The 21,441-nt window shown below is 51.9% G+C and carries 20 protein-coding genes; 9 read left to right on the top strand and 11 right to left on the bottom strand.

Features of this window, described 5'->3' with window-relative positions:
• Positions 1–137: 137 nt before the first annotated feature.
• Positions 138–716: a transglycosylase SLT domain-containing protein gene (locus G9C99_RS13645; RefSeq protein WP_166418074.1), complete on the top strand. Its 579-nt coding sequence runs from the start codon at positions 138–140 to the stop codon at positions 714–716.
• A 32-nt stretch (positions 717–748) separates the two neighbouring features.
• Here the strand turns inward: G9C99_RS13645 and G9C99_RS13640 are convergent, their stop codons facing one another.
• The 4 genes from G9C99_RS13640 to G9C99_RS13625 all read right to left on the bottom strand — a co-directional run bounded on the left by G9C99_RS13640 (position 749) and on the right by G9C99_RS13625 (position 7,022).
• Positions 749–1,351: a LolA family protein gene (locus G9C99_RS13640; protein WP_166418073.1), complete on the bottom strand. Its 603-nt coding sequence runs from the start codon at positions 1,349–1,351 to the stop codon at positions 749–751.
• Between the two features lie 75 nt (positions 1,352–1,426).
• Positions 1,427–4,384: a DNA translocase FtsK 4TM domain-containing protein gene (locus G9C99_RS13635; protein ID WP_166418072.1), complete on the bottom strand. Its 2,958-nt coding sequence runs from the start codon at positions 4,382–4,384 to the stop codon at positions 1,427–1,429.
• Positions 4,385–4,394: 10 nt separating this feature from the next.
• A complete protein-coding gene (locus G9C99_RS13630) occupies positions 4,395–5,576 on the bottom strand; it encodes an aminotransferase class I/II-fold pyridoxal phosphate-dependent enzyme (protein WP_166418071.1) in 1,182 nt (393 codons plus the stop codon).
• 114 nt (positions 5,577–5,690) lie between these two features.
• Positions 5,691–7,022 (bottom strand): amidase, encoded by a 1,332-nt coding sequence (locus tag G9C99_RS13625; RefSeq protein ID WP_166418070.1) that lies wholly within the window; start codon positions 7,020–7,022, stop codon positions 5,691–5,693.
• 81 nt (positions 7,023–7,103) lie between these two features.
• On the opposite strand from G9C99_RS13625, the gene G9C99_RS13620 reads away from it, so the two are divergent.
• Positions 7,104–8,330 carry a UbiH/UbiF/VisC/COQ6 family ubiquinone biosynthesis hydroxylase gene (locus tag G9C99_RS13620; RefSeq protein ID WP_166418069.1) on the top strand — a complete coding sequence of 409 codons (1,227 nt, stop codon included), beginning with the start codon at positions 7,104–7,106 and terminating at the stop codon, positions 8,328–8,330.
• On the opposite strand, the gene G9C99_RS13615 is transcribed toward G9C99_RS13620, so the two are convergent.
• The 4 genes from G9C99_RS13615 to G9C99_RS13600 all read right to left on the bottom strand — a co-directional run bounded on the left by G9C99_RS13615 (position 8,327) and on the right by G9C99_RS13600 (position 10,947).
• On the bottom strand, positions 8,327–8,512 hold the full coding sequence (locus tag G9C99_RS13615) for a Trm112 family protein (RefSeq protein ID WP_166418068.1): 186 nt from the start codon (positions 8,510–8,512) through the stop codon (positions 8,327–8,329). The two genes, G9C99_RS13620 and G9C99_RS13615, sit on opposite strands and share 4 nt — an antisense overlap.
• The gene (locus tag G9C99_RS13610; protein ID WP_166418067.1) at positions 8,509–9,144 is read right to left on the bottom strand and encodes an LON peptidase substrate-binding domain-containing protein; all 636 of its coding nucleotides are present in this window, start codon (positions 9,142–9,144) and stop codon (positions 8,509–8,511) included. Before G9C99_RS13610 ends, G9C99_RS13615 begins: the two co-directional genes overlap by 4 nt.
• A gap of 26 nt (positions 9,145–9,170) precedes the next feature.
• Positions 9,171–10,079 (bottom strand): thioredoxin family protein, encoded by a 909-nt coding sequence (locus G9C99_RS13605; RefSeq protein ID WP_166418066.1) that lies wholly within the window; start codon positions 10,077–10,079, stop codon positions 9,171–9,173.
• Positions 10,080–10,158: 79 nt separating this feature from the next.
• Positions 10,159–10,947 (bottom strand): exodeoxyribonuclease III, encoded by a 789-nt coding sequence (locus G9C99_RS13600; protein ID WP_166418065.1) that lies wholly within the window; start codon positions 10,945–10,947, stop codon positions 10,159–10,161.
• Between the two features lie 98 nt (positions 10,948–11,045).
• Here G9C99_RS13600 and G9C99_RS13595 point away from each other — a divergent pair, with 98 nt between their 5' ends.
• A complete protein-coding gene (locus G9C99_RS13595) occupies positions 11,046–12,284 on the top strand; it encodes an MFS transporter (protein ID WP_166418064.1) in 1,239 nt (412 codons plus the stop codon).
• Between the two features lie 75 nt (positions 12,285–12,359).
• On the opposite strand, the gene G9C99_RS13590 is transcribed toward G9C99_RS13595, so the two are convergent.
• Complete coding sequence (locus G9C99_RS13590) at positions 12,360–13,046, bottom strand: response regulator transcription factor (protein WP_166418063.1); 687 nt, start codon at positions 13,044–13,046, stop codon at positions 12,360–12,362.
• A 172-nt stretch (positions 13,047–13,218) separates the two neighbouring features.
• Here G9C99_RS13590 and ribA point away from each other — a divergent pair, with 172 nt between their 5' ends.
• Positions 13,219–14,310 (top strand): GTP cyclohydrolase II, encoded by a 1,092-nt coding sequence (gene ribA / locus G9C99_RS13585; protein WP_166418062.1) that lies wholly within the window; start codon positions 13,219–13,221, stop codon positions 14,308–14,310.
• Positions 14,307–14,804, top strand: a complete 498-nt coding sequence (locus G9C99_RS13580) for a L,D-transpeptidase family protein (protein WP_331460003.1) — start codon at positions 14,307–14,309, stop codon at positions 14,802–14,804. Before ribA ends, G9C99_RS13580 begins: the two co-directional genes overlap by 4 nt.
• Here the strand turns inward: G9C99_RS13580 and G9C99_RS13575 are convergent.
• Both G9C99_RS13575 and G9C99_RS13570 read right to left on the bottom strand, forming a co-directional pair.
• Entirely contained in the window at positions 14,801–15,454 is a 654-nt protein-coding gene (locus G9C99_RS13575) for a YggS family pyridoxal phosphate-dependent enzyme (protein WP_166418061.1), read from the bottom strand. The genes G9C99_RS13580 and G9C99_RS13575 overlap by 4 nt on opposite strands.
• A gap of 103 nt (positions 15,455–15,557) precedes the next feature.
• Positions 15,558–16,490, bottom strand: coding sequence for a porin (locus G9C99_RS13570; RefSeq protein WP_166418060.1), 933 nt, complete (start codon positions 16,488–16,490; stop codon positions 15,558–15,560).
• Between the two features lie 277 nt (positions 16,491–16,767).
• On the opposite strand from G9C99_RS13570, the gene G9C99_RS13565 reads away from it, so the two are divergent.
• The 4 genes from G9C99_RS13565 (at position 16,768) to holA (ending at position 21,436) form a co-directional block, all read left to right on the top strand.
• Entirely contained in the window at positions 16,768–17,301 is a 534-nt protein-coding gene (locus G9C99_RS13565) for a DUF3576 domain-containing protein (RefSeq protein ID WP_166418059.1), read from the top strand.
• Positions 17,302–17,374: 73 nt separating this feature from the next.
• Entirely contained in the window at positions 17,375–19,933 is a 2,559-nt protein-coding gene (leuS, locus tag G9C99_RS13560) for a leucine--tRNA ligase (protein WP_166418058.1), read from the top strand.
• On the top strand, positions 19,920–20,417 hold the full coding sequence (gene lptE, locus G9C99_RS13555) for an LPS assembly lipoprotein LptE (protein WP_166418057.1): 498 nt from the start codon (positions 19,920–19,922) through the stop codon (positions 20,415–20,417). The genes leuS and lptE overlap by 14 nt, the downstream gene beginning before the upstream one ends.
• Positions 20,414–21,436, top strand: a complete 1,023-nt coding sequence (gene holA, locus G9C99_RS13550) for a DNA polymerase III subunit delta (RefSeq protein WP_166418056.1) — start codon at positions 20,414–20,416, stop codon at positions 21,434–21,436. The genes lptE and holA overlap by 4 nt, the downstream gene beginning before the upstream one ends.
• The last annotated feature ends 5 nt before the right edge of the window (positions 21,437–21,441 follow it).

Genomic DNA, 21,441 nt, shown 5'->3' with positions numbered 1-21,441 from the left:
CAGCGGTTTTTCGCGGAAACAGTCTGTCTGACCCATTGAAACGGCAACAATCCCAAAGAATTTAAAAGATCGTTCAAATGTGATTTTACCTCCGGGCAATTTCCGGTATTCTGACCAAAATATAAAGCGAGGGGCAAATGAGCAGATTTCTTCGCACGACAGTTCTATTGGTACTCTTAGCTGCCTGCGGCGGCGGAGGTGGTTCCGCACCGCGAAATCTGGACAATGCATGCAGCATTGTAAGCCAGAAACCGCAATATTTGCGGGCGATGCAACGTACCGAAAGACGCTGGGGCGTGCCAGTACATGTACAGATGGCGACCATCTATCACGAAAGTCGGTTTGTATCCGACGCACGGACACCTGTTCGCTATGCGCTCGGGGTGATTCCTATGGGGCGGCAATCGTCCGCGTATGGATTTTCTCAGGCGCTGGACGCAACATGGGATGAATATCGCCAAGAAACAGGTCGTCGCGGCGCACGTCGTAACGATATTGACGACGCGTCAGATTTCATTGGCTGGTATATGTCTAAAACCCGTGACGTATTAGGCATTTCCCTAACTGATGCACGCAATCAATATCTCGCCTATCACGAAGGGCGCGGAGGATATTCGCGAGGATCGTATCGCTCAAAAACTTGGTTGTTACGTGTTGCCAACAACGTTCGAGAACGTGCAGCAATGTACCGACGTCAATTGCAAAGTTGCCGCTAATAAAAAAACCGGGTCATGGACCCGGTTTTTTCTTATCCGTCTGAGCGGCTTTCCACTTCGAGTGGGATGTTAAACAAACGCGACCCTATTCGCACATCTGTTTCCATATCACCCAATATGACAGTCGTTGCACCGCCACCATCATTGGTCGTGACCCACTGCCTAAGCTGTGTCGGCTCTGCGGTGAACACTAGTTTAATTGATCCATACTCTGGGTTTTCGGGATCTTGCAAAGTTACAGTTGTTGCCGGCCCTTCTTCGCCATGACCAACGACCATATTTGCCCGTCCAAGATCGACATTGCGCTCTAGAAGCAAATTTAATGGTGTCCGTGCGAGAGGATACTGTTCGGGGCCAGTATTAGATTTCCCATCAAAAATTGCCACCTGCCCGCCGCCAGCAATCACCAACGTTTCATCAGCGCTATATTCGAAGCGGATACGCCCTGGACGATGAATAAAGATCCCCCCCGTCGCAATAGAACCATCATCGTTGATTTGGGTAAATTCACCACGCGCAGTGCGTAGATCGTTTAAGTAGCGCGAAATCTCGGACAGCGGGATAACATCAGCCGCCGCCGGGATTGTCATTGCCAGTGTCATCACTGGCGCAAAGAGAATGCGAAACATTGTCATACCCCTAATTTAAGAACTCAAAAGCAAGGGACCAGCCCTTGCTTTCAAATATTTCAATTGTAGGCCCGAATACGCCTATTGCTGCTCGGGAACCAGTATTTCGCGTTTGCCAACATGGTTGGCCGCAGAAATGAGCCCCTGCTCTTCCATTTGCTCGACCAGTTTAGCGGCCTTATTGTAGCCGATCGAAAGTTTTCGCTGGATGTAGGACGTTGAAATTTTACGATCCTGAAGAACGATTCCAACCGCTTGATCATAAAGCGCATCTTCGCCACCCGTGTTACCACCTAAGCCAAGCACCGCGTCAATACTGCCTGCTTGTTCATCATCAGGGCCATCGACAACACCACCAATATATTCAGGTGGGCCAAACTGCTTAAGGTAATTGACGATTTCTTCGACTTCTTCGTCAGAGCAAAATGGACCATGCACACGGGTAATTTTAGCGCCACCGGCCATATAAAGCATATCACCCATGCCCAACAATTGTTCGGCACCCTGCTCACCTAGAATGGTGCGGCTGTCGATTTTGCTGGTCACTTGGAATGATATCCGTGTGGGGAAGTTTGCCTTGATTGTGCCGGTGATAACATCAACAGATGGGCGCTGCGTTGCCATGATCAGATGGATACCAGATGCCCGCGCCATTTGCGCAAGGCGCTGAATGCAGGCCTCGATCTCTTTGCCAGCCACCATCATCAAATCAGCCATCTCATCGACGATCACGACTATGTAGGGCAGCTTTTTCGGTGCAAATTCTTCTGTTTCGAACACTGGCTCACCCGTATCGTCATCAAATCCCGTTTGCACGGTGCGGCTGAACATCTCATTTTTCGACAACGCGTCTTGGACACGACCGTTGTAACCCTCGATGTTGCGCACGCCCATCTTGGACATTTTACGGTACCGGTCTTCCATTTCACCGACGACCCATTTCAAGGCCACAACAGCCTTTTTCGGGTCCGTCACAACAGGCGACAGCAAATGCGGAATGCCGTCATAAACGGACAGTTCCAGCATTTTGGGGTCGATCATGATAAGACGGCATTCTTCAGGCGTTAGCTTGTAAAGCAGGCTGAGAATCATTGTGTTGATCGCAACGGACTTACCAGAACCCGTTGTACCCGCAATTAACAGGTGGGGCATTTTCGCGAGGTTGGCGACGATGGGGTCACCACCGATATCTTTACCCAGCGCGAGCGGTAGGCGCATGTTGCTATCACCAAAATCGCGGGCTGCAAGAATTTCACGCAGAACGACCATTTCACGGTTATCATTCGGAAGCTCAATCCCGATAACGGATCGACCGGGAACAGTCGAAACACGCGCGGACAGGGCAGACATTGAACGCGCAATGTCATCAGCCAATCCAATAACACGGCTTGCCTTTAGACCCGGCGCCGGTTCAAGCTCATACATCGTGACCACAGGACCAGGGCGCACAGAAACGATTTCACCTTTGACGCCATAATCATCAAGAACGTTTTCAAGCATCCGCGCGTTTTCTTCGAGCGCTTCATCCGAAAGGTGATGACGTTCGACAGTTTCCGGACTTAGCAACAGGTTCAGCGGCGGGCGTTCGTAATCCGCATGGCTTTCTTCGAATTGCAATGCAGGTTGCGCCTCTGCTTTGGCTTGCGTTGATTGAGGAACAGCTTTGCGCACTTTGTTTTCGACAACAGCCCGCGCCTTAGGTGCCGCAGGGATAGCGGGCGCAACAATTGGCGCAGGTGCAGGATCAGCAGGCGCATAAGCGCGTGTATCATCAAATACGTTTATAACGTCATCTTCGGCCAACGGTTCATCATGTGCGTAGATGTCTGAAGTGAATGCATCAATCTCCATCGGTGCTTGCTGGTGAACCACCGGCTCAGCCAACGTCGCAGTGACCGACGCCACTTCGTCATTCAGCACAGGCTCTGCATTCTCCAGAGGTGCGGTAACAGGCGGTTCAATATTCAAAACCAACGGTTGTGGGCCGCGCGGCCGGGTAATCTGAGGTTCTGGACGACGCGCGCGCAGCGCGGATTTCTGGCGCATACGGGTTTTAATCGCATCCGAAATACGCGCCTTAACCCGATCTTCCTCGGGCATTTCAACTTCAGAATCTAGCGCATCGTATTCAACCAACTCAGGCTCAGGATCCGGTGCCCGTTTAATCAGCGAAGCTAGAATTCCCGGCTTAGGCTCTGGCTGCGGCTCTACATAAGATGCTTCTGCAGGCACATCCCACGCAAGCGGCGCTTCGTCTTCGATCACGGCATCTGGGCGTTGAACACGCGCCTCGCGTTGGGGTACTGGCATCGGCTGCTGAGCAGAAACCTCGGCACGACGCGCTGTACGGGCATCGTTTATATTCCGCGCGGCAGATGCCGCCCCTGATGCGCCACGCCCCAAAAGAGACATCATAAGCGCATAGGACATAACCAATCCAACAAGTAAAAACCGACCGAACCGGCGCATGTCAGATTTGGTGAAACCCAGAACAAAAACAAGCATCGCAACCATTGCAATGCCACTAACGACAGACAACAGCTTCAGTGAAAACCCGATGCTGGCAAAAGGAGACAGATTCAAAAACAGGGCCGCAAAGAAGTCACCCGCAAAGCCACCAAGCCCTTGATCCAGCGCTCCGCCCTGAGGGCCAATCAAAGTTGCTGAATAAAGACAGACCAAAAAGATAGCGATCGGCGCAAAGACAACGCATACCGCGCGATCCGTGCCAGATTGCGTGATCAAACGCCCACCCCACACAAGAAAAACCAGCGCAATAGCCCAAGCGCCCAGTCCAAGAATACGCTGTAATGGCGATGCTATTGTCGCGCCAATGCGACCCAACCAATTTTGAATCGGTTCCTGCGTTGCAGACATCCAGCTGGGATCATCAGCCGAATAAGACCCCAATATCATCACGATAAGCAGCCCAACAAAGGCAAGCCCAATCCCAAGCAATTCCTTGCTGCGGCGCTCTAACGCGGCTTGGGTTTTACTGTCAAAAAGCGGGTCACGCTGTCTGATTTGATAGGATGCCATTTTGCTGTCCTCACTCATAGAGGCAGTCACGAAGCAACATTAGCCCGCGCTGCATTTCTTCTTTTGGGGCCACCATAGCCACGCGAACGTAACTCTGGCCCGGATTATAATTATTGACTGTTCGACTTAGGTAAGCGCCCGGTAATACGCGCACACCCGTTTCACGCCATACCTTCAGCGCGGCCTGCTCGCCATCCTCGACAGGAAGCCACAAGAAAAAGCCAGCCTCGGGGCTTTGATACCCGGCAACATCAGCGAATATTTCATCAGCGATGGCGTATTTTTCGACATAGAGACGGCGGTTTTCGATGACATGCACCTCATCCGCCCAAACCTTTTCGGCAACACGCTGCAGCGGCATAGGCAATGGGGCACCCGAATAAGCGCGCAACTGTTTGATCTCTTTTATGCTTTGCGCACCACCCGCAACAAAACCTGATCGCAGGCCAGGTAAATTAGACCGCTTGGACAGAGAGTGAAAAATCAAAATACGTTCTGGGTCCGCGCCAATGTCTTTTGCAACCTCAAGCGCGCCCACAGGGGGTGTATCACGGTAAATCTCTGAATAACATTCATCCGCAAAAATGCGGAAATCATACCGCTCTGCTAGCTTAATTAAACGAACCCAATATTCGCGGTCCGCGACGGCACCTTGCGGATTCGCAGGGCTACAGACATAGGCAATTGTCGTACGCTCGAGTAATTCTTCGGGCACAGCTGCGAAATCAGGTAAATGGTTCGTGTCCGCATTGGCCGGGGCAAAATGCACCTCTGCACCGACGGACGCACCCGCGACGGCATAAACCTGATAAAACGGGTTTGGCGTCAAGATAACCGGCGTCGCCCCATTTTTCGTTTCCGGACACAACGCCATTGCAGCGTTGTACAACCCTTCGCGGGTTCCATTCAGGGCCATCACCTGAGAAGCGGGTTCCAAACAAACGCCGTATCGCTGTTTGATCCAACCTGCGATGGCCGCTTGCAATTCTGGCGTCCCATCATTGGCAGGGTAACGGCCAAATTCATGTGCGTGTTCCGCAATAACATCCGTGATCCATGCCGGGAACGCGTGCTTTGGCTCGCCAATCGTCATGTGCACGACTTCGCCGCCGGGCGCATGCGCGTCCAACAGGCTCCGCAAACGCGGAAAAGCGTATTCTGGCAGGTTCGAAAACCGCTCTGGAATGACCATATCTGCCTCAAGTTTGGGGTCGTGTCGCCCCGATTAAGGTCAGGATACAGAAGCCAGACGGGTTATGTCCAGAAAAAGGCAGAAAAAAACTACACCTGTGGCATCTCGTGATATTTAAGCCAGAGCATTTTCGGCGGCAAAGCCGAGGCGCAGCAGATTTTCTTCGGTATCTGGGGGTGTTAGGAACATAATCCCACACGAGGGAATACCTGTTGGCAGCGTCAACCCCGCCAACCCCAGAACATTCCCGATACGGGTGTTTCTAAGCGCCAAAAGGTTTTCGGTTACGTAATAATCATGATCAGACTGAAGCCGAGCAACATTTGGCGGCAGGATCGGTGAGGTCGGTAGGATAACAGCATCATAACCGGCAGTCTTGCGCAGGTAAGCTGACCGTAGACGCTCTAACGTTTGCCAAGCCGCGACATAGTCCGCCCCGGAAAAACCTGCGCCAATTCGGAACCGTTCTAGAATTTCTGGGAACATCGCATCTGGATTGGCCTCAATGGTGTCTTTCCATATGCCATAAGCCTCTGTTGTAAAGAGGATTCCAGATAAGCTAATTGCGTCAGAAACTTCAGGTATTTCCCCCCTATCAACGGTGGCACCGCCATCTTGCAACCGACCAACTGCGCTTTCGAATGCCGCCATTGGGGCGTCGCGCACATCATCCATCGCTACCGTTTTAAGCACGAGCACTCGTTTCCCAGTCAGGCTTGCGCCCTTCAAATCCGCCGCCTGACCACCCTCTAATGCCGCGAGCATAAGCGCTGCATCTTCGACCGTGCGACAGAGGGGTCCAACCGTATCGAATTTGTCGCAAAGTGGTACACAGCCCTTCGTGCTCACCCGCCCAACAGTGGTTTTCAACCCAACCAAATCATTCCACGCTGCGGGAATACGCACCGATCCGCCCGTATCAGATCCAACGCCGCAAGGCGCGAGGTTGAAAGCAACGGACGCCCCCGCACCAGAAGATGATCCCCCCGGCACCGCATCATGATCATTCACATTCGGAGGGGTCTGCGTAATCGGATTAAAGCCCAATCCAGAAAACGCGAGTTCGGACATGTGGGTTTTACCAAGGCAAATCAAACCAGCCGCAGTTGCAGCCTTTAGCACCTCTGCATCCTCAGTCGGTATTCGATCTTTTAGCAATGCAGATCCAGATTCTGTTGCAACGCCTGCTGTATCGAATAAATCTTTCCAAGACACAGGAACGCCATCAAGCGGGCCAAGCCTTTGACCCTGTTTTGCTCGCTCAGAAGCCGCCTGCGCTTCGGCCATGGCACGTTCCGATGTGATCCTCGCATAAATGCGATCGGAAATAGGGTTTGCTGCGATTTCGTCCAAATAAGTCTGCGTCAGGTCAACCGGATCAATTTCACCTTTTGCAATTCCACGCCCAAGCGCGGCCATGCTCATTGTTAACCATTCTGCTGACATCTCGATCTCCCTCTTGTTGAACGCGACGGTAGCGGCAGCAAAGCGCATGGACAATCCCCCATTGAAGCGCATATTGGGACTATGACCTATGACTCAGATATTTTGATCGTTGGCGGCGGACTGAACGGCCCGGCCCTGGCCTTAGCGTTGGCAGATGGTGGGTTCACCGTGACGGTGATAGACGCCCAACCGAAACAAAACCGCGCGACTGCCGGGTTTGATGGCCGAGGGTACGCGCTTGCTTTGGCATCCCAAAGATTACTGAGCGCAATCAGTGTCTGGGGTCATGTGGCCCAGAAATCCCAACCAATACTGGAAATCAAAATAACAGACGGCCGCGCAGGCGAAGCGCCAAGCCCATGGATGCTGCACTTTGATCATGCTGAGATCGAAGAAGGACCAATGGGCTACATGCTAGAGGATCGTTATCTATACACTGCTTTTTTGGAGGCAATGACAGAACATCCGCGCATAACGCATCTCGACAATGAAAAGGTCATTGCGCAGGATGTCTCAGCGTCGGGCACAACCGTTACATTGGCAAGTGGCACACAAAAACGCGGACGTCTATTGGTCGGGTCAGATGGCCGCCGTAGTTCAACAGCAGAACGTGCAGGCATCGGGCGTCGCGGATGGGATTACGGCCAAACTGCACTTGTTTGTGCCATTAAACACGAAAAAGCCCACCACGGAATTGCGCATCAGTTTTTCATGCCCCCCGGTCCTCTGGCGATTCTTCCGCTTCCTGATAACCGCGTATCTATTGTCTGGAGCGAAGAAACGAAAACCGCTGAAAAAATTCAGGCCATGACTGACGACGCATATATGGATGTATTGCGCCCAAGATTTGGTGATTTTTTAGGCGACATTTCCCTTGCCGGCGAACGGTTCACGTATCCGCTGAACCTAACGATCGCGAAAAGTTTCACTGCCAATCGTCTTGCACTTATTGGTGATGCTGCCCATGGCGTTCATCCGATTGCGGGGCAAGGGCTGAACCTCGGATTGCGCGATGTAGGTGCCTTAGCAGAAGTCTTGATCGAAGCGAGACGGCGAGGTGAAGACATCGGCGCTGAGGGTGTTTTAACACGCTACGAACAATGGCGGCGCTGGGATGTCGAAACGCTGGTTGCGGCGACAGACACGTTTAACAAACTGTTTTCCAACGACAACGGCTTATTGCGTGCTGTGCGCGATATTGGGTTAGGTGTCGTCAATGCACTCCCCGGCGCACGCCGTAGCTTTATCCGCGAGGCCGCAGGTCTAACGGGGGACTTACCCAAACTCCTGCAAGGACGTCAAATTTAAGCGTCAATTTTGCGAGCTTCGCCAATGAGCATCACAGGAATACCATTACGAATAGGGAACGCGAGCTTTGCTGAATCAGACACCAGTTCAGCAAGTTCTGCATCGTAGCGCAGCGTAGATTGCGTGACGGGGCACACCATCGCCTCTAACATTTTACGGTCAAATTCACCTTCAAAGCTCATTGCATCACCTCATCACCACTGCCACTGCGCAGCGCAAAATCCATCAAAGTTTCAAGTGTCTGACGTCGCTCAGACAGCGTATGAGCCTCAAGTAACGCCTGTTTGTCCTCAAGCGCAAACGGGCACAGCATCGACAACGAATTTACCAGAAGTTCATCCTCGGCATCTTTAAGGCTATCCCAATCGGTGCTTAGTTCCTGCGCTTCGAAATAGCGCCTCAATAGCACCAGAAAATCTGACCGTTCGAATTTTTCTTCCGATGGTGCGCGAACCAAATCTCGTTCAAAACCAGACCAATCAGCATTTGCCTTCAGATAAGGCGAGAATCCTTCGATCACACCAGAAATACGAAACCGCGAAATTCCCGTAAGCGTAACCATATACCGCCCGTCATCAGTCTCGACAAAAGACGTAAGACGCCCCACGCAACCGACATCGTGCAATCGTCCACTTTGATCTGGCAAAGGCTGCACCATGCCGATCAACCGCTTTGGAGACTTTAGAACATCATCCAACATTGCCAAGTAGCGCGGTTCAAATATCTGCAAAGGCAGACGTGCACGTGGCAACACGATTGCCCCCGGTAAAGGGAACAACGGAATTTGTTCAGGTAGTTCAGCAGGAACAAACATAGCTACAGTTTAGCCCTGATTTCAAATTACGCAAATATCATCGAAGAAAGCTTCCGACGTCCATTCAAAACGAGTTCATCTTGCGGGGGAAGTGCGTCGAAAATAGTAAATAACTGGGTCTTCGCCGCACCATCATTCCATTCGCGATCCCGACGGAACAATTCCAAAAGTTCCGCGATCGCGGTCTCTGTATCGCCATTCGCATGCAGAGCTGTCGCATAGTCAAACCGGGCCTGATGATTGTCAGCATCGGCCTCTACTGCTGAACGCAATTCAGCAACAGGACCAGCATCAGCCGCTTGCTTTGCCAGCTCAAGCTGAGCATGTGCGGCCTCAAGTTCTGGCGCGGTCGAAATTTCTGCGGGGGCACCGTTCAACGTTGCTTCGGCTTCGTCCAAATTGCCTGCTGCAATATGACAACGTACCAACCCGCCATAAGCACCCGCGTTTTGTGGCTCTTCTTCCAACACCGCTGCAAAGGTTTGCGCAGCATCTTCAATCGCACCTTCAGCCAACATTTCTTCTGCTGCCGCAACGGCCTCATCCAGTCCAGCATCTTCGCCGCCACCTGCGGCGACAACGCGCTCTACAAATGCTTTGATCTCAGACTCGGGTTGGGCGCCTTGGAAACCATCAATTGGCTGACCTTGGTAAAACGCATAAACCGTAGGGATCGACTGCACGCGCATTTGGCCTGCGATTGCTTGGTTTTGATCAACATCTAATTTGACCATACGCACTTTGCCACCTGCGGCGATGACTGCTGCCTCCAGCGCTGGACCCAACGTTTTACATGGGCCGCACCAAGGGGCCCAAAAATCAACGATGACCGGTACGGTTTGGCTCATCTCGACCACATCTTGCATAAAGGTCGCTTCTGAACCGTCTTTGATCAAATCTTGTGCAGGTGCAGCACCTTGGCCGAGTTCTAGCATAATTCGTGTCCCGATTGTGTGTCGTGTTAGGCGTTAGATGGGGCAAAGCGCATCAAATCGCAAGGCCCCAAGGCGCTCCTTACAAATCAAACGTTGCGAAAAGTGGTGCGTGGTCTGAGGGTTTTTCCCACCCCCGCGCATCACGGTAAACACGGCTAGAATGCGCCGCATTTTTAATATCCCCAGTCGCCCAAATATGATCAAGCCTGCGGCCTTTGTCTGCAGCATCCCAATCCTTTGCACGATAAGACCACCAGCTATAAAGCTTTCCTTCTGGAATATCCGCGCGTGTCACGTCATGCCAATCCCCTGCTTCGCGGGTCTCCTCAAAATGTTCAACTTCAATCGGAGTGTGGCTGACGACCTTCAATAACTTTTTATGATCCCATACATCGTCTTCACGCGGCGCGATGTTTAAGTCACCAACAAGAATAGACCGTTCAGGTGAATTTGCCCGAAAATCATCACGCATATCTGTTAGGTAATCGAGCTTTTGACCAAATTTTTCATTCTGTTCGCGATCAGCAACATCTCCGCCAGCGGGAACGTAATGATTGTGAATAACAACTCCATTAGGCAAACGTGCCGCAATATGGCGGGCGTGCCCGAGGTTTGCAAAGTCATGACTGCAGACTTCCTCTAACGGAAGGCGGGATAAAATTGCCACGCCATTATAGCCCTTTTGACCGCGGGCAACCATGTGCGTATAGCCTAACGCGGCAAATCCCTCGGTTGGGATTTTATCAACTGGGCTTTTGCATTCCTGCAGGCAAAGAACATCCGGGGCCTGTTCCGCCAAGAGTTTCTGCACAATTGGTTCGCGCAACCGGACAGAATTGATATTCCAAGTGCAAAGCGTAAAGGCCATGATGCATCCCTTTGTTCAAATTTAGCGCAGAATAGGCATGGGCGGCTCCGAAAGAAAAGCCGCTTGTTTTCTTTTTGTTCACCGTGCAGGCTGAACCCATGATTTTATTACAAACAAACCGAAATTATCGGCTTCTCTTTTCCGCGTCATCAATCAGCAACCTAGGGGATGGCGTTTCTGCGCTCGCGTTTCCTTGGCTTGCAACATTACTCACCCGTGACCCATTTGCGATTGCACTTGTTGCCATGGCAACCCGCTTGCCTTGGTTGCTCTTTTCCTTACCTGCCGGCGTATGGGTGGATCGCATGGATCGCCAGCGCCTTATGGTGCAGGCAGATCTGTTTCGTTTTGGCTTAACGCTGGGCGTAATTGCATTGATCTTTAGTGCAGGGCCCCTGCCGGCACATGAGTCAAACGGTGCAATGATTTGGGGGCTAGCAGGCGCAGCCTTTCTATTGGGGGTGGCCGAAGTGTTCCGCGACAATGCAGCCCAAACCATGCTGCCCTCTGTGGTGGAAGCCAAGGATTTAGAAACCGCCAATGGCCAAATCTGGAGCGCTGAACAAATCATGGGGTCCTTCATCGGCCCACCACTTGCAGGTATATTAATTGCAACAGCGGTACCAATTCCGTTCGCGTTTGACGCGCTGACCTTTGGGCTAGCTGCGTGGTTAGTGTGGTGCATCAGCCTAAGTAAAACATCAGACAAGCCCATCAAACGCAGTTTTTGGGTAGAGTTTCGCGAAGGCGCGGTATGGATGTACGGTCATAAACAAATTTTGCAGCTCGGGCTTATGTTAGGCGCCATAAATATGCTGCATATGATGACGGCGACGATTCTGGTGCTGTTCGCTCAGGATATTCTGATGCTGGATGCCTTTTGGTATGGTGTCTTATTGACGGCTGGCGCAGCTGGTGGAGTGGCTGGTGGGATCATTAGCCCCTGGGTCGCTGCGAAAATTGGAACACATCGGAGCCTCATCCTGTCTCTTGCTATGTTTCCCGTTCAATATTTGATCATCGCCTTTTCTGACGATGTATATTCCGTAGCTATCGCACTTTTCTTCGGGATGATCGCCGCACTTCTTTGGAATGTGGTGACGGTGTCGTTGCGGCAACGTGTCATTCCCAGCAACATTTTGGGGCGTGTAAACAGTATTTACCGCTTTTTCGGTTGGGGCATGTTGCCAATTGGCGCATTGATTGGCGGTGCAGTCGTTAGCATCGCCGAACCTTCATGGGGTCGTGAAGCCGCTTTGCGCCTTCCGTTTTTCATTGCTGGCATCGGGGGCATAGTCATGTTTGCCTATGGAGCGATCTATCTGCGCCGCACATAAAAAAAGACCCGGCGGATTTGCCGGGTCAGTCCAACAGGGAGGAGTGCGCCTTAACCCAAGCGCGGGGAACTCTGGTTATGATGATAGACGATAACCACCAGATTCGGTCACAAGAAGGCGCGCATTTGACGGATCTGGTTCAATTTTTTGGCGTAAGCGGTAAATATGTGTCTCTAAAGTATGTGTTGTGACACCTGCGTTGTATCCCCAGACCTCATGCAACAGCACATCACGCGCAACAACACCATCCGTTGCTCGGTACAAAAACTTCAAAATATTGGTCTCTTTTTCCGTCAGACGAATTTTTTTGTCGTCTTCCGTGACCAACATTTTCACCGCCGGTTTGAATGTATATGGCCCAAGTTGGAACACCGCATCCTCAGATTGCTCATGCTGACGAAGCTGCGCTCGAATGCGCGCCAAAAGAACCGGAAACTTAAACGGTTTGCTCACATAATCATTTGCGCCAGCGTCCAAACCTAGAATAGTGTCTGCATCCGTATCGTGCCCCGTGAGCATTAGAATCGGACATTTAACGCCTTGTTTGCGCATGAGACGGCACAATTCGCGACCATCGGTATCAGGTAACCCAACATCGAGAATAACAAGATCATATAGCGCCTCTTTTGCCTTCGTCATGGCGCTCACACCATCGTTCGCCTCAAAGACGTCGAAGTCTTCGGTCATGATCAATTGCTCAGATAGCGCTTCGCGCAAATCTTCGTCATCATCAACCAGCAATATCTTTTTAAGCGTTCCCATCTGTCCGGCTCCCATCAATTTTCTGTTGGGTTAAAGATGTGCTTTTTCACAACTTCAACAAGGGGCGCGTCGTTTTTTTCACGCGCTCGTGTTTCAATAACAGTTATTGTTTCATTTTTGGTGAAAGCGCACTATCTCACCATTATGAACTGTAACAAAGGAAATGCCCGAAATGGCCTTGATCCCAACCCTAACAGAGCGCTTAGCACGGGCACGGGCAGATTTACGAATGGGCGTTGCAGTCATTTTGACGGCTGAATCTGAGGCTGTCCTCATCATTGCTGCAGAAACAATGAACGCAGAACGTTTTGCTGATCTACGCGCTCTATCCAAAGACATCGCACTTACGATCACTGCGCGACGTGCTGAAACGCTAAAAGCGCGGTGCTATGACGCCGACATTGCGCGCGTCAAAGTTCCACAGGATGCCGACATAAAATGGGTTCGTTCCTTAGCCGACCCTGCCGATGATTTGCTTCATCCGATGAAAGGCCCCCTCCAGACCTTGCGGGATGGTCAGGCTGACCTTCACCGCACGGGGATTCGCATGGCCAAAGATGCGCAAGTTCTGCCCGCAGTTCTGGTTGTGCCCCTCAAGAACCCCAAAGAATTCGCAGCGGCCCATGACCTCACTACAATCGACACAGCTGCCACTGCCCCCCTTTTGGAAGCATCACTTCAGATGGCACCAGTGGTTCACGCGCGACTACCGATGACCGTTTCTGAGGCTGGGCGATTGCATGTTTTTCGCCCGGATGACGGTAGTGTGGAACATTATGCGGTGGAAGTCGGACGCCCAGACCGCGATAAACCCGTGCTTGCCCGATTGCATTCAGCATGTTTCACAGGCGACGTTATTGGGTCACTCAAATGCGACTGCGGTCCTCAACTGCGCGGCGCGCTTGAGCAAATGGGGTCAGAGGGCGAAGGTATTTTATTATACCTAAATCAAGAAGGTCGCGGCATCGGGCTCGCCAATAAAATGCGCGCCTATAGCCTACAAGACCAAGGCTTTGACACCGTTGAGGCTAACCACCGCTTAGGGTTCGAAGACGACGAACGCGACTTCCGTATTGGCGCTGAGATTTTGAAAAAGCTTGGTTTTGACGCTGTGCGCTTACTCACCAATAATCCCGCTAAAGTCGCTAGAATGGAAGAAACCGGTGTAAAGGTCGTTGAACGCGTCGAGCTACGCGTCGGGGAAAACCCTCACAACTCTGCCTATCTAGGCACCAAAGCCGCAAAATCAGGGCACCTATTGTGACACCTTTTGATCTGGTACTGACCCCTAGAGGGGTACGTTTTATGGGCCGGCTCATTCCTTGCTCCATCGGGCGTGGCGGATTAAGCCAAAGTAAAATTGAAGGGGATGGCGCGACTCCGACTGGCGTTCACAAAATCGAGGCAGTGCTATATCGACGTGATCGTTTGTCGCCTCCAAATCGCTGGGCTATTCCGATTCGTCCGTTTGACCTATGGTCTGACGATGTAAACGATCCAGACTATAACCAGCTTGTACGCGCCCCTTATGACGCGAGCCACGAAGTCATGCGCCGCGCTGATCCTCTTTATGATATTGTGTTCATCACCGATTGGAATTGGCCCGCTGCAATTCCAGGTAAGGGAAGCGCCATATTCCTACATCAATGGCGTCGCCCCCACTACCCCACCGAAGGATGTATTGCCTTTAGCCGCGAAGATTTGCTGTGGATAGCTGCCCGCGTTTTACCTGGTACCAAGGTGATTGTACGCGACTAACTATAATCACGCTCACCGAAAATTGCTGACCCAACGCGAACATGAGTAGCCCCCATGGCAACCGCACGCTCGTAATCGCCGCTCATCCCCATAGACAAACCCTCAATGCCATTTCGCTGTGCGATCTTACGCAGCAGCGCAAAATGTAGGCTTGGCTCTTCATCCGCGGGGGGAATGCACATCAGCCCAACAATGGGCAGATTCAAAGAACGACAATCCGCGATAAATGCATCTGCATCGGCGGGCAATACACCTGCTTTCTGCGGTTCCTCGCCCGTGTTCACCTGAATAAACAAATCAGGGCAATACCCCATTTCATCGCGTAAACGCGCCAAGGCGTTTGCGAGCTTAGGGCGATCTAGTGAATGGATCGCATCGAACAGTTCCATTGCTTGGCGGGCTTTGTTTGTTTGTAAAGGGCCAAGCAAATGAACTTTGACACCTTCAAACTGCTCACGAAAGGCAGGCCATTTTCCGGCAGCCTCTTGCACTTTGTTTTCACCAAAGACGCGATGGCCCTCAGATAGCACGGCCTCAACACGTTCATTTGGCTGCACTTTGGAAACAGCGATTAACTGTACGTCACCAGACGGGCGTCCAACGCGGTTTTCTTCTTTGCGGATATGAGCGGTAATTTCTGAAAGTGACATGTGCGGCCCTTAAATCTGGTTTGACGCAGACAAACACGAATTCCGCACAAAAGAAAAGGGCAGGCGCAATGCCTGCCCTTCCTTAAATCATTCGTCTTCTAAATTAGAAGCTGAATGCTAGGCCTAGTGACCAAAGTTCTTGGCTGCCAGCAGTTGCGCCGTCAGTGTCGGAACCGTAACCGAACTGTGCTTGAGCACCGCCACCGAGGTCATAAGTTACACCAAGACCCCATGCGTCACGATCGGCACCAACTGTACGGTCATATACACCGTAGTTAGCCGCGATTGTCAAAGCGTCCATTGAGTAAGCAAGACCAAGACCAGTGTGGTTGTCGTTGCCGCCGTCGCCATCAAGATCAGAGTAGTTCAAGATTGCGCGGAAACCACCAGCAAAGTTAGCGTCTACAGATACACCGAAGATGTTACGAGCGTCGTTCTGCTGCATTGCAAGGCCGAGACCAAGATCAACTGAACCAAGAGCTGCGTTGTATTTAACACCAACACCATAGATGTTGTCGCTACCACCTACAGAATCGTCAAGCTCTGCGGACAATGCGAATGAGATATCACCAAATGTGTGGTCATAACGAAGAACTTGACCGTCGTTGTCGCCGTCAAGACCTGAGTTGAAGTTGAAACCAGCGTGTGTTGTGTGAGCGTCGTTGATAGAAGAGGTCACACCAACTTCTTGCATTGCCCAATCAAACGCACCGTCAGTATCACCCAAAGTAACAGTACCGAAGTTACCAGAGATGAATACAGCGTGTGGGCCGCGGTTCGCTGGGATATCTGCGTCAGCATTGAGCGCGCCACCAGTTGTTTGCACGACTTCGTCTAGGTCGATGGTCGCACCGAATGTTAGACCATTGTCTGTTTCACCGGAAAGAGTGAAACGAACGTCCATGTCATGGTGGAATTGTGTTTCGCCGTCACCGCCGACAACGCCCATTTCTGCAGAACCAGAAAGAGTTACGTCAGCAGCTGCGATACCAGCAGTCGCTACGAGAGCTGTAGTAGCAAAGAGAACTTTTTTCATGAGTTTTCCCTCGAAAAAGAATTTAAGGTGCATCCCAAATCGGTTGATCCGAACTGGGTATGAGCTTCTCTCGCCCTTTTCGGGGTGTTTGATCAAGCGTACTGAACCAGTTTGCGTCATTGGCCCAAGGAATGGTGCAGCTTTGCCACAGTTTCGTTGGCGGCATTCTGCCCGGATCGCGAATATCCCCCTATATAAGAAGTATATACCCCGAAATTCCTTGCCCGCCATGGATCGGTTGGGTAGTAGAGGTTAATCTAAAGATCAGGGCCGTACTATGACACTTTCCAGCATGTTTGTTCGAATCTCTGCTATTTGCGCGATTGCGTTTATTTCTGGCTGCGGAAACATTGGCAGTGGATCCCTAAGCTCAGGAGACGGCTCTGCCGGTTCTGGCTTACGTGAAAGAACACCAGAAGAAGCCCGCCAATCCCTTATTGATGCTGGGCAGTTGGACCCTGAGCGCGAAACCATATGGGATTTATTCAGTGGCCAACGTGATCCAAACGTCACTGTTGAAGTAAACAAATACCTATGGAATGCGTCACTTGATGTTCTGAATTTCCTTCCTGTTCAAACGGTTGATCCATTTACAGGGGTTATTTCGACAGGATATGGTACCCCTCCTGGTGGTGGCCGCGCTTATCGCGCAACGATTCTTATTCAGGATCCTGCGCTTGATGCCCGCGCGTTGAACGTTTCAATTGAACGTCGCGGTGGCGGATCGGTTAGCCCAGAAACAGTGCGCGCCGTTGAAGACGCGATTCTAACGCGTGCGCGTCAGTTGCGCATTCAAGACAGTCAGCTCTAGACCAAGAGCGCCAGAGTTATTAAGACAACGCCGGGCCCTCTGCCCGGCGTTTTTATATGAAGGACCGACAACCATGTCCCGCTACACTGCATCTGATATCGAACCAAAGTGGCAAGAGGCCTGGGACAAGGCCAATGTTTTCACCGCCGAGCGGGACGAAAACAAAGAAAAATACTACGTCCTAGAAATGTTCCCTTATCCATCTGGCCGAATCCATATGGGACACGTGCGCAACTATACGATGGGCGATGTTATCGCGCGGTATAAGATGTCTTGTGGATTCTCAGTGTTACACCCAATGGGTTGGGATGCATTTGGTATGCCTGCGGAAAACGCAGCAATGGCCGTTGGTGGGCACCCCAAGGATTGGACCTACAACAATATCGCTGACATGCGCGCACAGATGAAACCGCTCGGCCTGTCAATTGACTGGTCCCGCGAATTTGCGACCTGCGATCCAGAATACTACGGTCAACAACAGGCCATGTTCATCGACTTCATGGCCAAAGATCTCGTGTATCGTAAAAATGCGATCGTCAACTGGGACCCTGTTGATATGACCGTTCTCGCCAATGAGCAGGTCGAAGGCGGCCGCGGCTGGCGTTCGGGTGCGTTGGTGGAACGCCGCGAATTAACGCAATGGTTCTTTAAGATTTCTGAATTTTCTGACGAATTGCTATCCGCTTTGGACGGGTTGGAAAACTGGCCCGCCAAGGTCCGCCTGATGCAGGAAAACTGGATTGGTAAATCTCGCGGTCTTCAGTTTAGCTTTGAACGTACCGATGGCGGGGACCCTATTGAGGTCTACACAACACGTCCTGACACGTTGAACGGCGCGTCGTTTGTTGGGATTTCACCGGACCACCCGATTTCAAAGAAACTCGAAGCTGACAATCCAGAACTTGCCGCCTTTAACATCGAGGCCCGCAAAGGTGGCACGACTGAAGAAGCCATCGAAACCGCGCCGAAACTTGGTTTTGACACAGGTATCAAAGCCAAGCATCCGCTAACTGGTGCCGAACTACCTGTCTGGATCGCGAATTTCATTCTGATGGATTACGGCACTGGCGCGATCTTTGCCTGCCCAGCCCACGATCAGCGCGACCTAGATTTCTGCCGCAAATATGACCTGCCAGTAATCGACACCTTCTTTGCGCTTGATAACGAAACACCTGTAGCGAACGAAGCCTTCGTGCCTGCCAAATCTGAAAAGGTGAAATGGGTCGACCATTTTGCCGGGCTGGATGTGGCCACTGGCCAAGATGCAATCGATGCAACCATTGATTTTGCAGAGAGCGCGGGTTGGGGCACAGGCGTTACGAAATACCGTTTGCGCGATTGGGGCCTGTCCCGCCAACGTTACTGGGGTTGCCCGATCCCTATCGTACATTGCGATGATTGCGGTGTCGTCCCTGAGAAAAAAGAAAACCTGCCTGTTCGTTTGCCAGACGATGTCAGTTTTGACAAACCCGGCAATCCGCTAGATCGCCACCCGACGTGGCGCGATTGTGCATGTCCGTCCTGTGGCAAACCAGCAAAACGCGAAACGGACACGATGGATACATTTGTCGATTCGTCTTGGTATTTTGCGCGCTTCACCGCGCCACGTGCGGACACACCGACAAATATGGCTGACGCTGACTATTGGATGAACGTCGACCAGTATATCGGTGGTATTGAACACGCGATTCTACACCTGCTTTACTCACGCTTCTTTGCCCGTGCTATGCACATTGCCGGTCATCTTCCTCAAAAAGCCGTGGAACCGTTCAACGCCTTGTTCACCCAAGGCATGGTCACGCATGAAATCTACGAAAATGCAGAACGGCGCACCGAACACGACCGCCCAATCTACCACTACCCCGCAGAGGTAGAAACACGCGACGGTAAGGTCGTTGTTAAAAAAACGGGCGAGTTGGTCAAAGTCACCCCATCCGCCAAGATGTCAAAATCGAAAAACAATGTGGTTGATCCGGTTTCAATCATTCAAGCCTTTGGTGCGGACACCGCGCGTTGGTTTGTTTTGTCAGATTCCCCCCCTGAACGCGATGTAGAATGGACCGCAGCGGGTGCTGAAGCCTCAAGCAAGCACCTGAACCGCGTCTGGAACCTCTGCGATAAGATTGCCGCAATGGACCCGAATGCAACAGGGCAAGGCGACGATGAATTGATGCGCGAAACGCATAAGGCGATTCATGATGTAACCGTTGGGATCGAATCTTTTGGCTTTAATGCGGCCATTGCCAAGCTTTACGGCTTCACCAACATCATCAACAAATCCAAAGCAGGTGCAGCCGCACAAAAGCAGGCGATCATGACGCTTGCCCAGTTGATGTCACCAATGACCCCACACTTGGCTGAGGATATCTGGGCGCATCAAGGCGGCGAAGGTTTGGTCATTAACGCGCCGTGGCCTGTTGCTGACGAAAGTATGCTGGTCGAAGACACCATCACCATGCCGATTCAAATCAACGGCAAACGTCGGTCAGAAATCGCCGTCCCTGCCGATATGTCGAAGGAAGAGGTTGAAAAAGTAGCCCTTGCAAACGAAGCTGTACAAAAGGCGCTAGATGGTAATGCGCCGAAAAAGCTGATCGTGGTGCCAGGGCGGATTGTGAATGTCGTTATCTAATCGCAGAACATTTCTGTTGGGCCTAACTGGCGTCGCATTAACAACGGGCTGTGGATTTCAGCCCGTTTATGGCCCCAATGGCGGTGCGCAAGGTTTACCCCACATAATTGCAGTTGCAGACCCGAGCGATAGAAACAGTTTTAACCTAGTACGACAGCTAGAGCAGCGTTTGGGACAACCCCAAGCGCCGCTCTACGCGCTTAGCTACGCAATTGAACTCGACGAAGATGAACTCGGCATTAATGCCGCCCAAGAAATCACGCGCTACAATGTGTTGGGGACAGTCACATTCACCCTTCGTGAAATCGCGACAGATGCTGTGGTCAAAACTGGCACCGTTTCAAATTTCACCAGCTATTCGGCAACAGGTACAACGGTCAGCACGTTAACTGCTGAACGTGATGCTTATGCGCGCCTAATGATCATTCTCGCGGATCAAGTCGTCACGCAGATATTAGCAAGCGCTGGGGAGTTATCCCAATGAAACTAACGGCGCGCGATGCCAATCGGTATTTCACACGCCCGGAACCCGACCGCACCTCTGTTCTGATTTATGGCGTTGACGCAATGCGCGTAGCAATCAAACGACAAGAGTTAATCGCCGCCCTGATCGGCCCTAGTGGCGATGATGAAATGCGGCTCACACGTATTCCTGCCGCTGAACTGCGCAAAGATCCTGCCCTTTTAGGGGACGCGATCAAAGCACAAGGCTTTTTCCCCGGACCACGTGTTGCTTTTGTCGAAGACGCCGCAGACGCGCATACGGCGATCATCAAAGAGGCTCTGTCAGATTGGCAGGACGGCGATGCGCAGGTCGTCATTACAGCAAAACAGCTGACCACACGATCTTCGCTACGCAAGTTCGTTGAGGGCCACAAAAACGCCTATGCCGTCGGATTATACGACGACCCGCCGTCGCGCGAAGACATTCAAAACGACCTGAACAAAGCAGGCGTCCGTGACGTTGGCCGTGATGCAATGGGCGCGCTTGAGGCCCTATCGCGCACCATTGATCCCGGCGATTTCCGTCAGACCATGGAAAAGCTTGCGCTTTATAAACGCGGGGACGACTCTCCTGTACAAGTAGAAGATATCGAAGCAATCGCCCCGACCTCGACAGAAGCCGCGCTTGATGATGTTCTAAATATTGTTGCCGAAGGGCGGGCCTCTGAAGTTGGGCCAATTATCGCCAAACTGACCAGCCAAGGGGTGCAACCCGTGCGCTTATGCATTGGGGCGACTCGTCATTTCCGCCAACTGCATGCGGTTTCATCTGCCCCAGGTGGCCCCAATGATGGTATCGGAAAACTACGCCCGCCCGTGTTTGGGCCACGACGTGATAAGATGCTGCGCCAAGCCCAAGGATGGGGAATGCGCAAAGTCGAAATCGCGCTAACTATGCTAACCGACACCGACCTTACCCTGAGGTCAACAAGCAGAGCCCCTGCTATGGCCGTGATGGAACGCACGTTGGTTCGCCTTGCCATGCTTGCACGACGATAGAGGGC

The organism is Cochlodiniinecator piscidefendens, assembly GCF_011326755.1.
Taxonomy (GTDB): Bacteria; Pseudomonadota; Alphaproteobacteria; order Rhodobacterales; family Rhodobacteraceae; genus Cochlodiniinecator; species Cochlodiniinecator piscidefendens.
The sequence above is the reverse complement of the archived record's forward strand: the minus strand, read 5'-3'. Positions and strand labels throughout refer to the sequence as shown.

Excerpts from the sequence above, each read along its gene's own strand:
- G9C99_RS13635 (WP_166418072.1), bottom strand. The coding sequence starts at position 4,384 with ATGGCATCCTATCAAATCAGACAGCGTGACCCGCTTTTTGACAGTAAA.
- G9C99_RS13615 (WP_166418068.1), bottom strand. The coding sequence starts at position 8,512 with ATGAGCTTTGAAGGTGAATTTGACCGTAAAATGTTAGAGGCGATGGTG.
- holA (WP_166418056.1), top strand. The coding sequence starts at position 20,414 with ATGAAACTAACGGCGCGCGATGCCAATCGGTATTTCACACGCCCGGAA.
- G9C99_RS13605 (WP_166418066.1), bottom strand. The coding sequence starts at position 10,079 with ATGCTAGAACTCGGCCAAGGTGCTGCACCTGCACAAGATTTGATCAAA.
- G9C99_RS13640 (WP_166418073.1), bottom strand. The coding sequence starts at position 1,351 with ATGACAATGTTTCGCATTCTCTTTGCGCCAGTGATGACACTGGCAATG.
- G9C99_RS13600 (WP_166418065.1), bottom strand. The coding sequence starts at position 10,947 with ATGGCCTTTACGCTTTGCACTTGGAATATCAATTCTGTCCGGTTGCGC.
- G9C99_RS13610 (WP_166418067.1), bottom strand. The coding sequence starts at position 9,144 with ATGTTTGTTCCTGCTGAACTACCTGAACAAATTCCGTTGTTCCCTTTA.
- leuS (WP_166418058.1), top strand. The coding sequence starts at position 17,375 with ATGTCCCGCTACACTGCATCTGATATCGAACCAAAGTGGCAAGAGGCC.
- G9C99_RS13630 (WP_166418071.1), bottom strand. The coding sequence starts at position 5,576 with ATGGTCATTCCAGAGCGGTTTTCGAACCTGCCAGAATACGCTTTTCCG.
- G9C99_RS13575 (WP_166418061.1), bottom strand. The coding sequence starts at position 15,454 with ATGTCACTTTCAGAAATTACCGCTCATATCCGCAAAGAAGAAAACCGC.
- G9C99_RS13570 (WP_166418060.1), bottom strand. The coding sequence starts at position 16,490 with ATGAAAAAAGTTCTCTTTGCTACTACAGCTCTCGTAGCGACTGCTGGT.
- lptE (WP_166418057.1), top strand. The coding sequence starts at position 19,920 with ATGTCGTTATCTAATCGCAGAACATTTCTGTTGGGCCTAACTGGCGTC.
- G9C99_RS13645 (WP_166418074.1), top strand. The coding sequence starts at position 138 with ATGAGCAGATTTCTTCGCACGACAGTTCTATTGGTACTCTTAGCTGCC.
- G9C99_RS13595 (WP_166418064.1), top strand. The coding sequence starts at position 11,046 with ATGATTTTATTACAAACAAACCGAAATTATCGGCTTCTCTTTTCCGCG.
- G9C99_RS13625 (WP_166418070.1), bottom strand. The coding sequence starts at position 7,022 with ATGTCAGCAGAATGGTTAACAATGAGCATGGCCGCGCTTGGGCGTGGA.
- G9C99_RS13565 (WP_166418059.1), top strand. The coding sequence starts at position 16,768 with ATGACACTTTCCAGCATGTTTGTTCGAATCTCTGCTATTTGCGCGATT.
- G9C99_RS13620 (WP_166418069.1), top strand. The coding sequence starts at position 7,104 with ATGACCTATGACTCAGATATTTTGATCGTTGGCGGCGGACTGAACGGC.
- G9C99_RS13590 (WP_166418063.1), bottom strand. The coding sequence starts at position 13,046 with ATGGGAACGCTTAAAAAGATATTGCTGGTTGATGATGACGAAGATTTG.
- ribA (WP_166418062.1), top strand. The coding sequence starts at position 13,219 with ATGGCCTTGATCCCAACCCTAACAGAGCGCTTAGCACGGGCACGGGCA.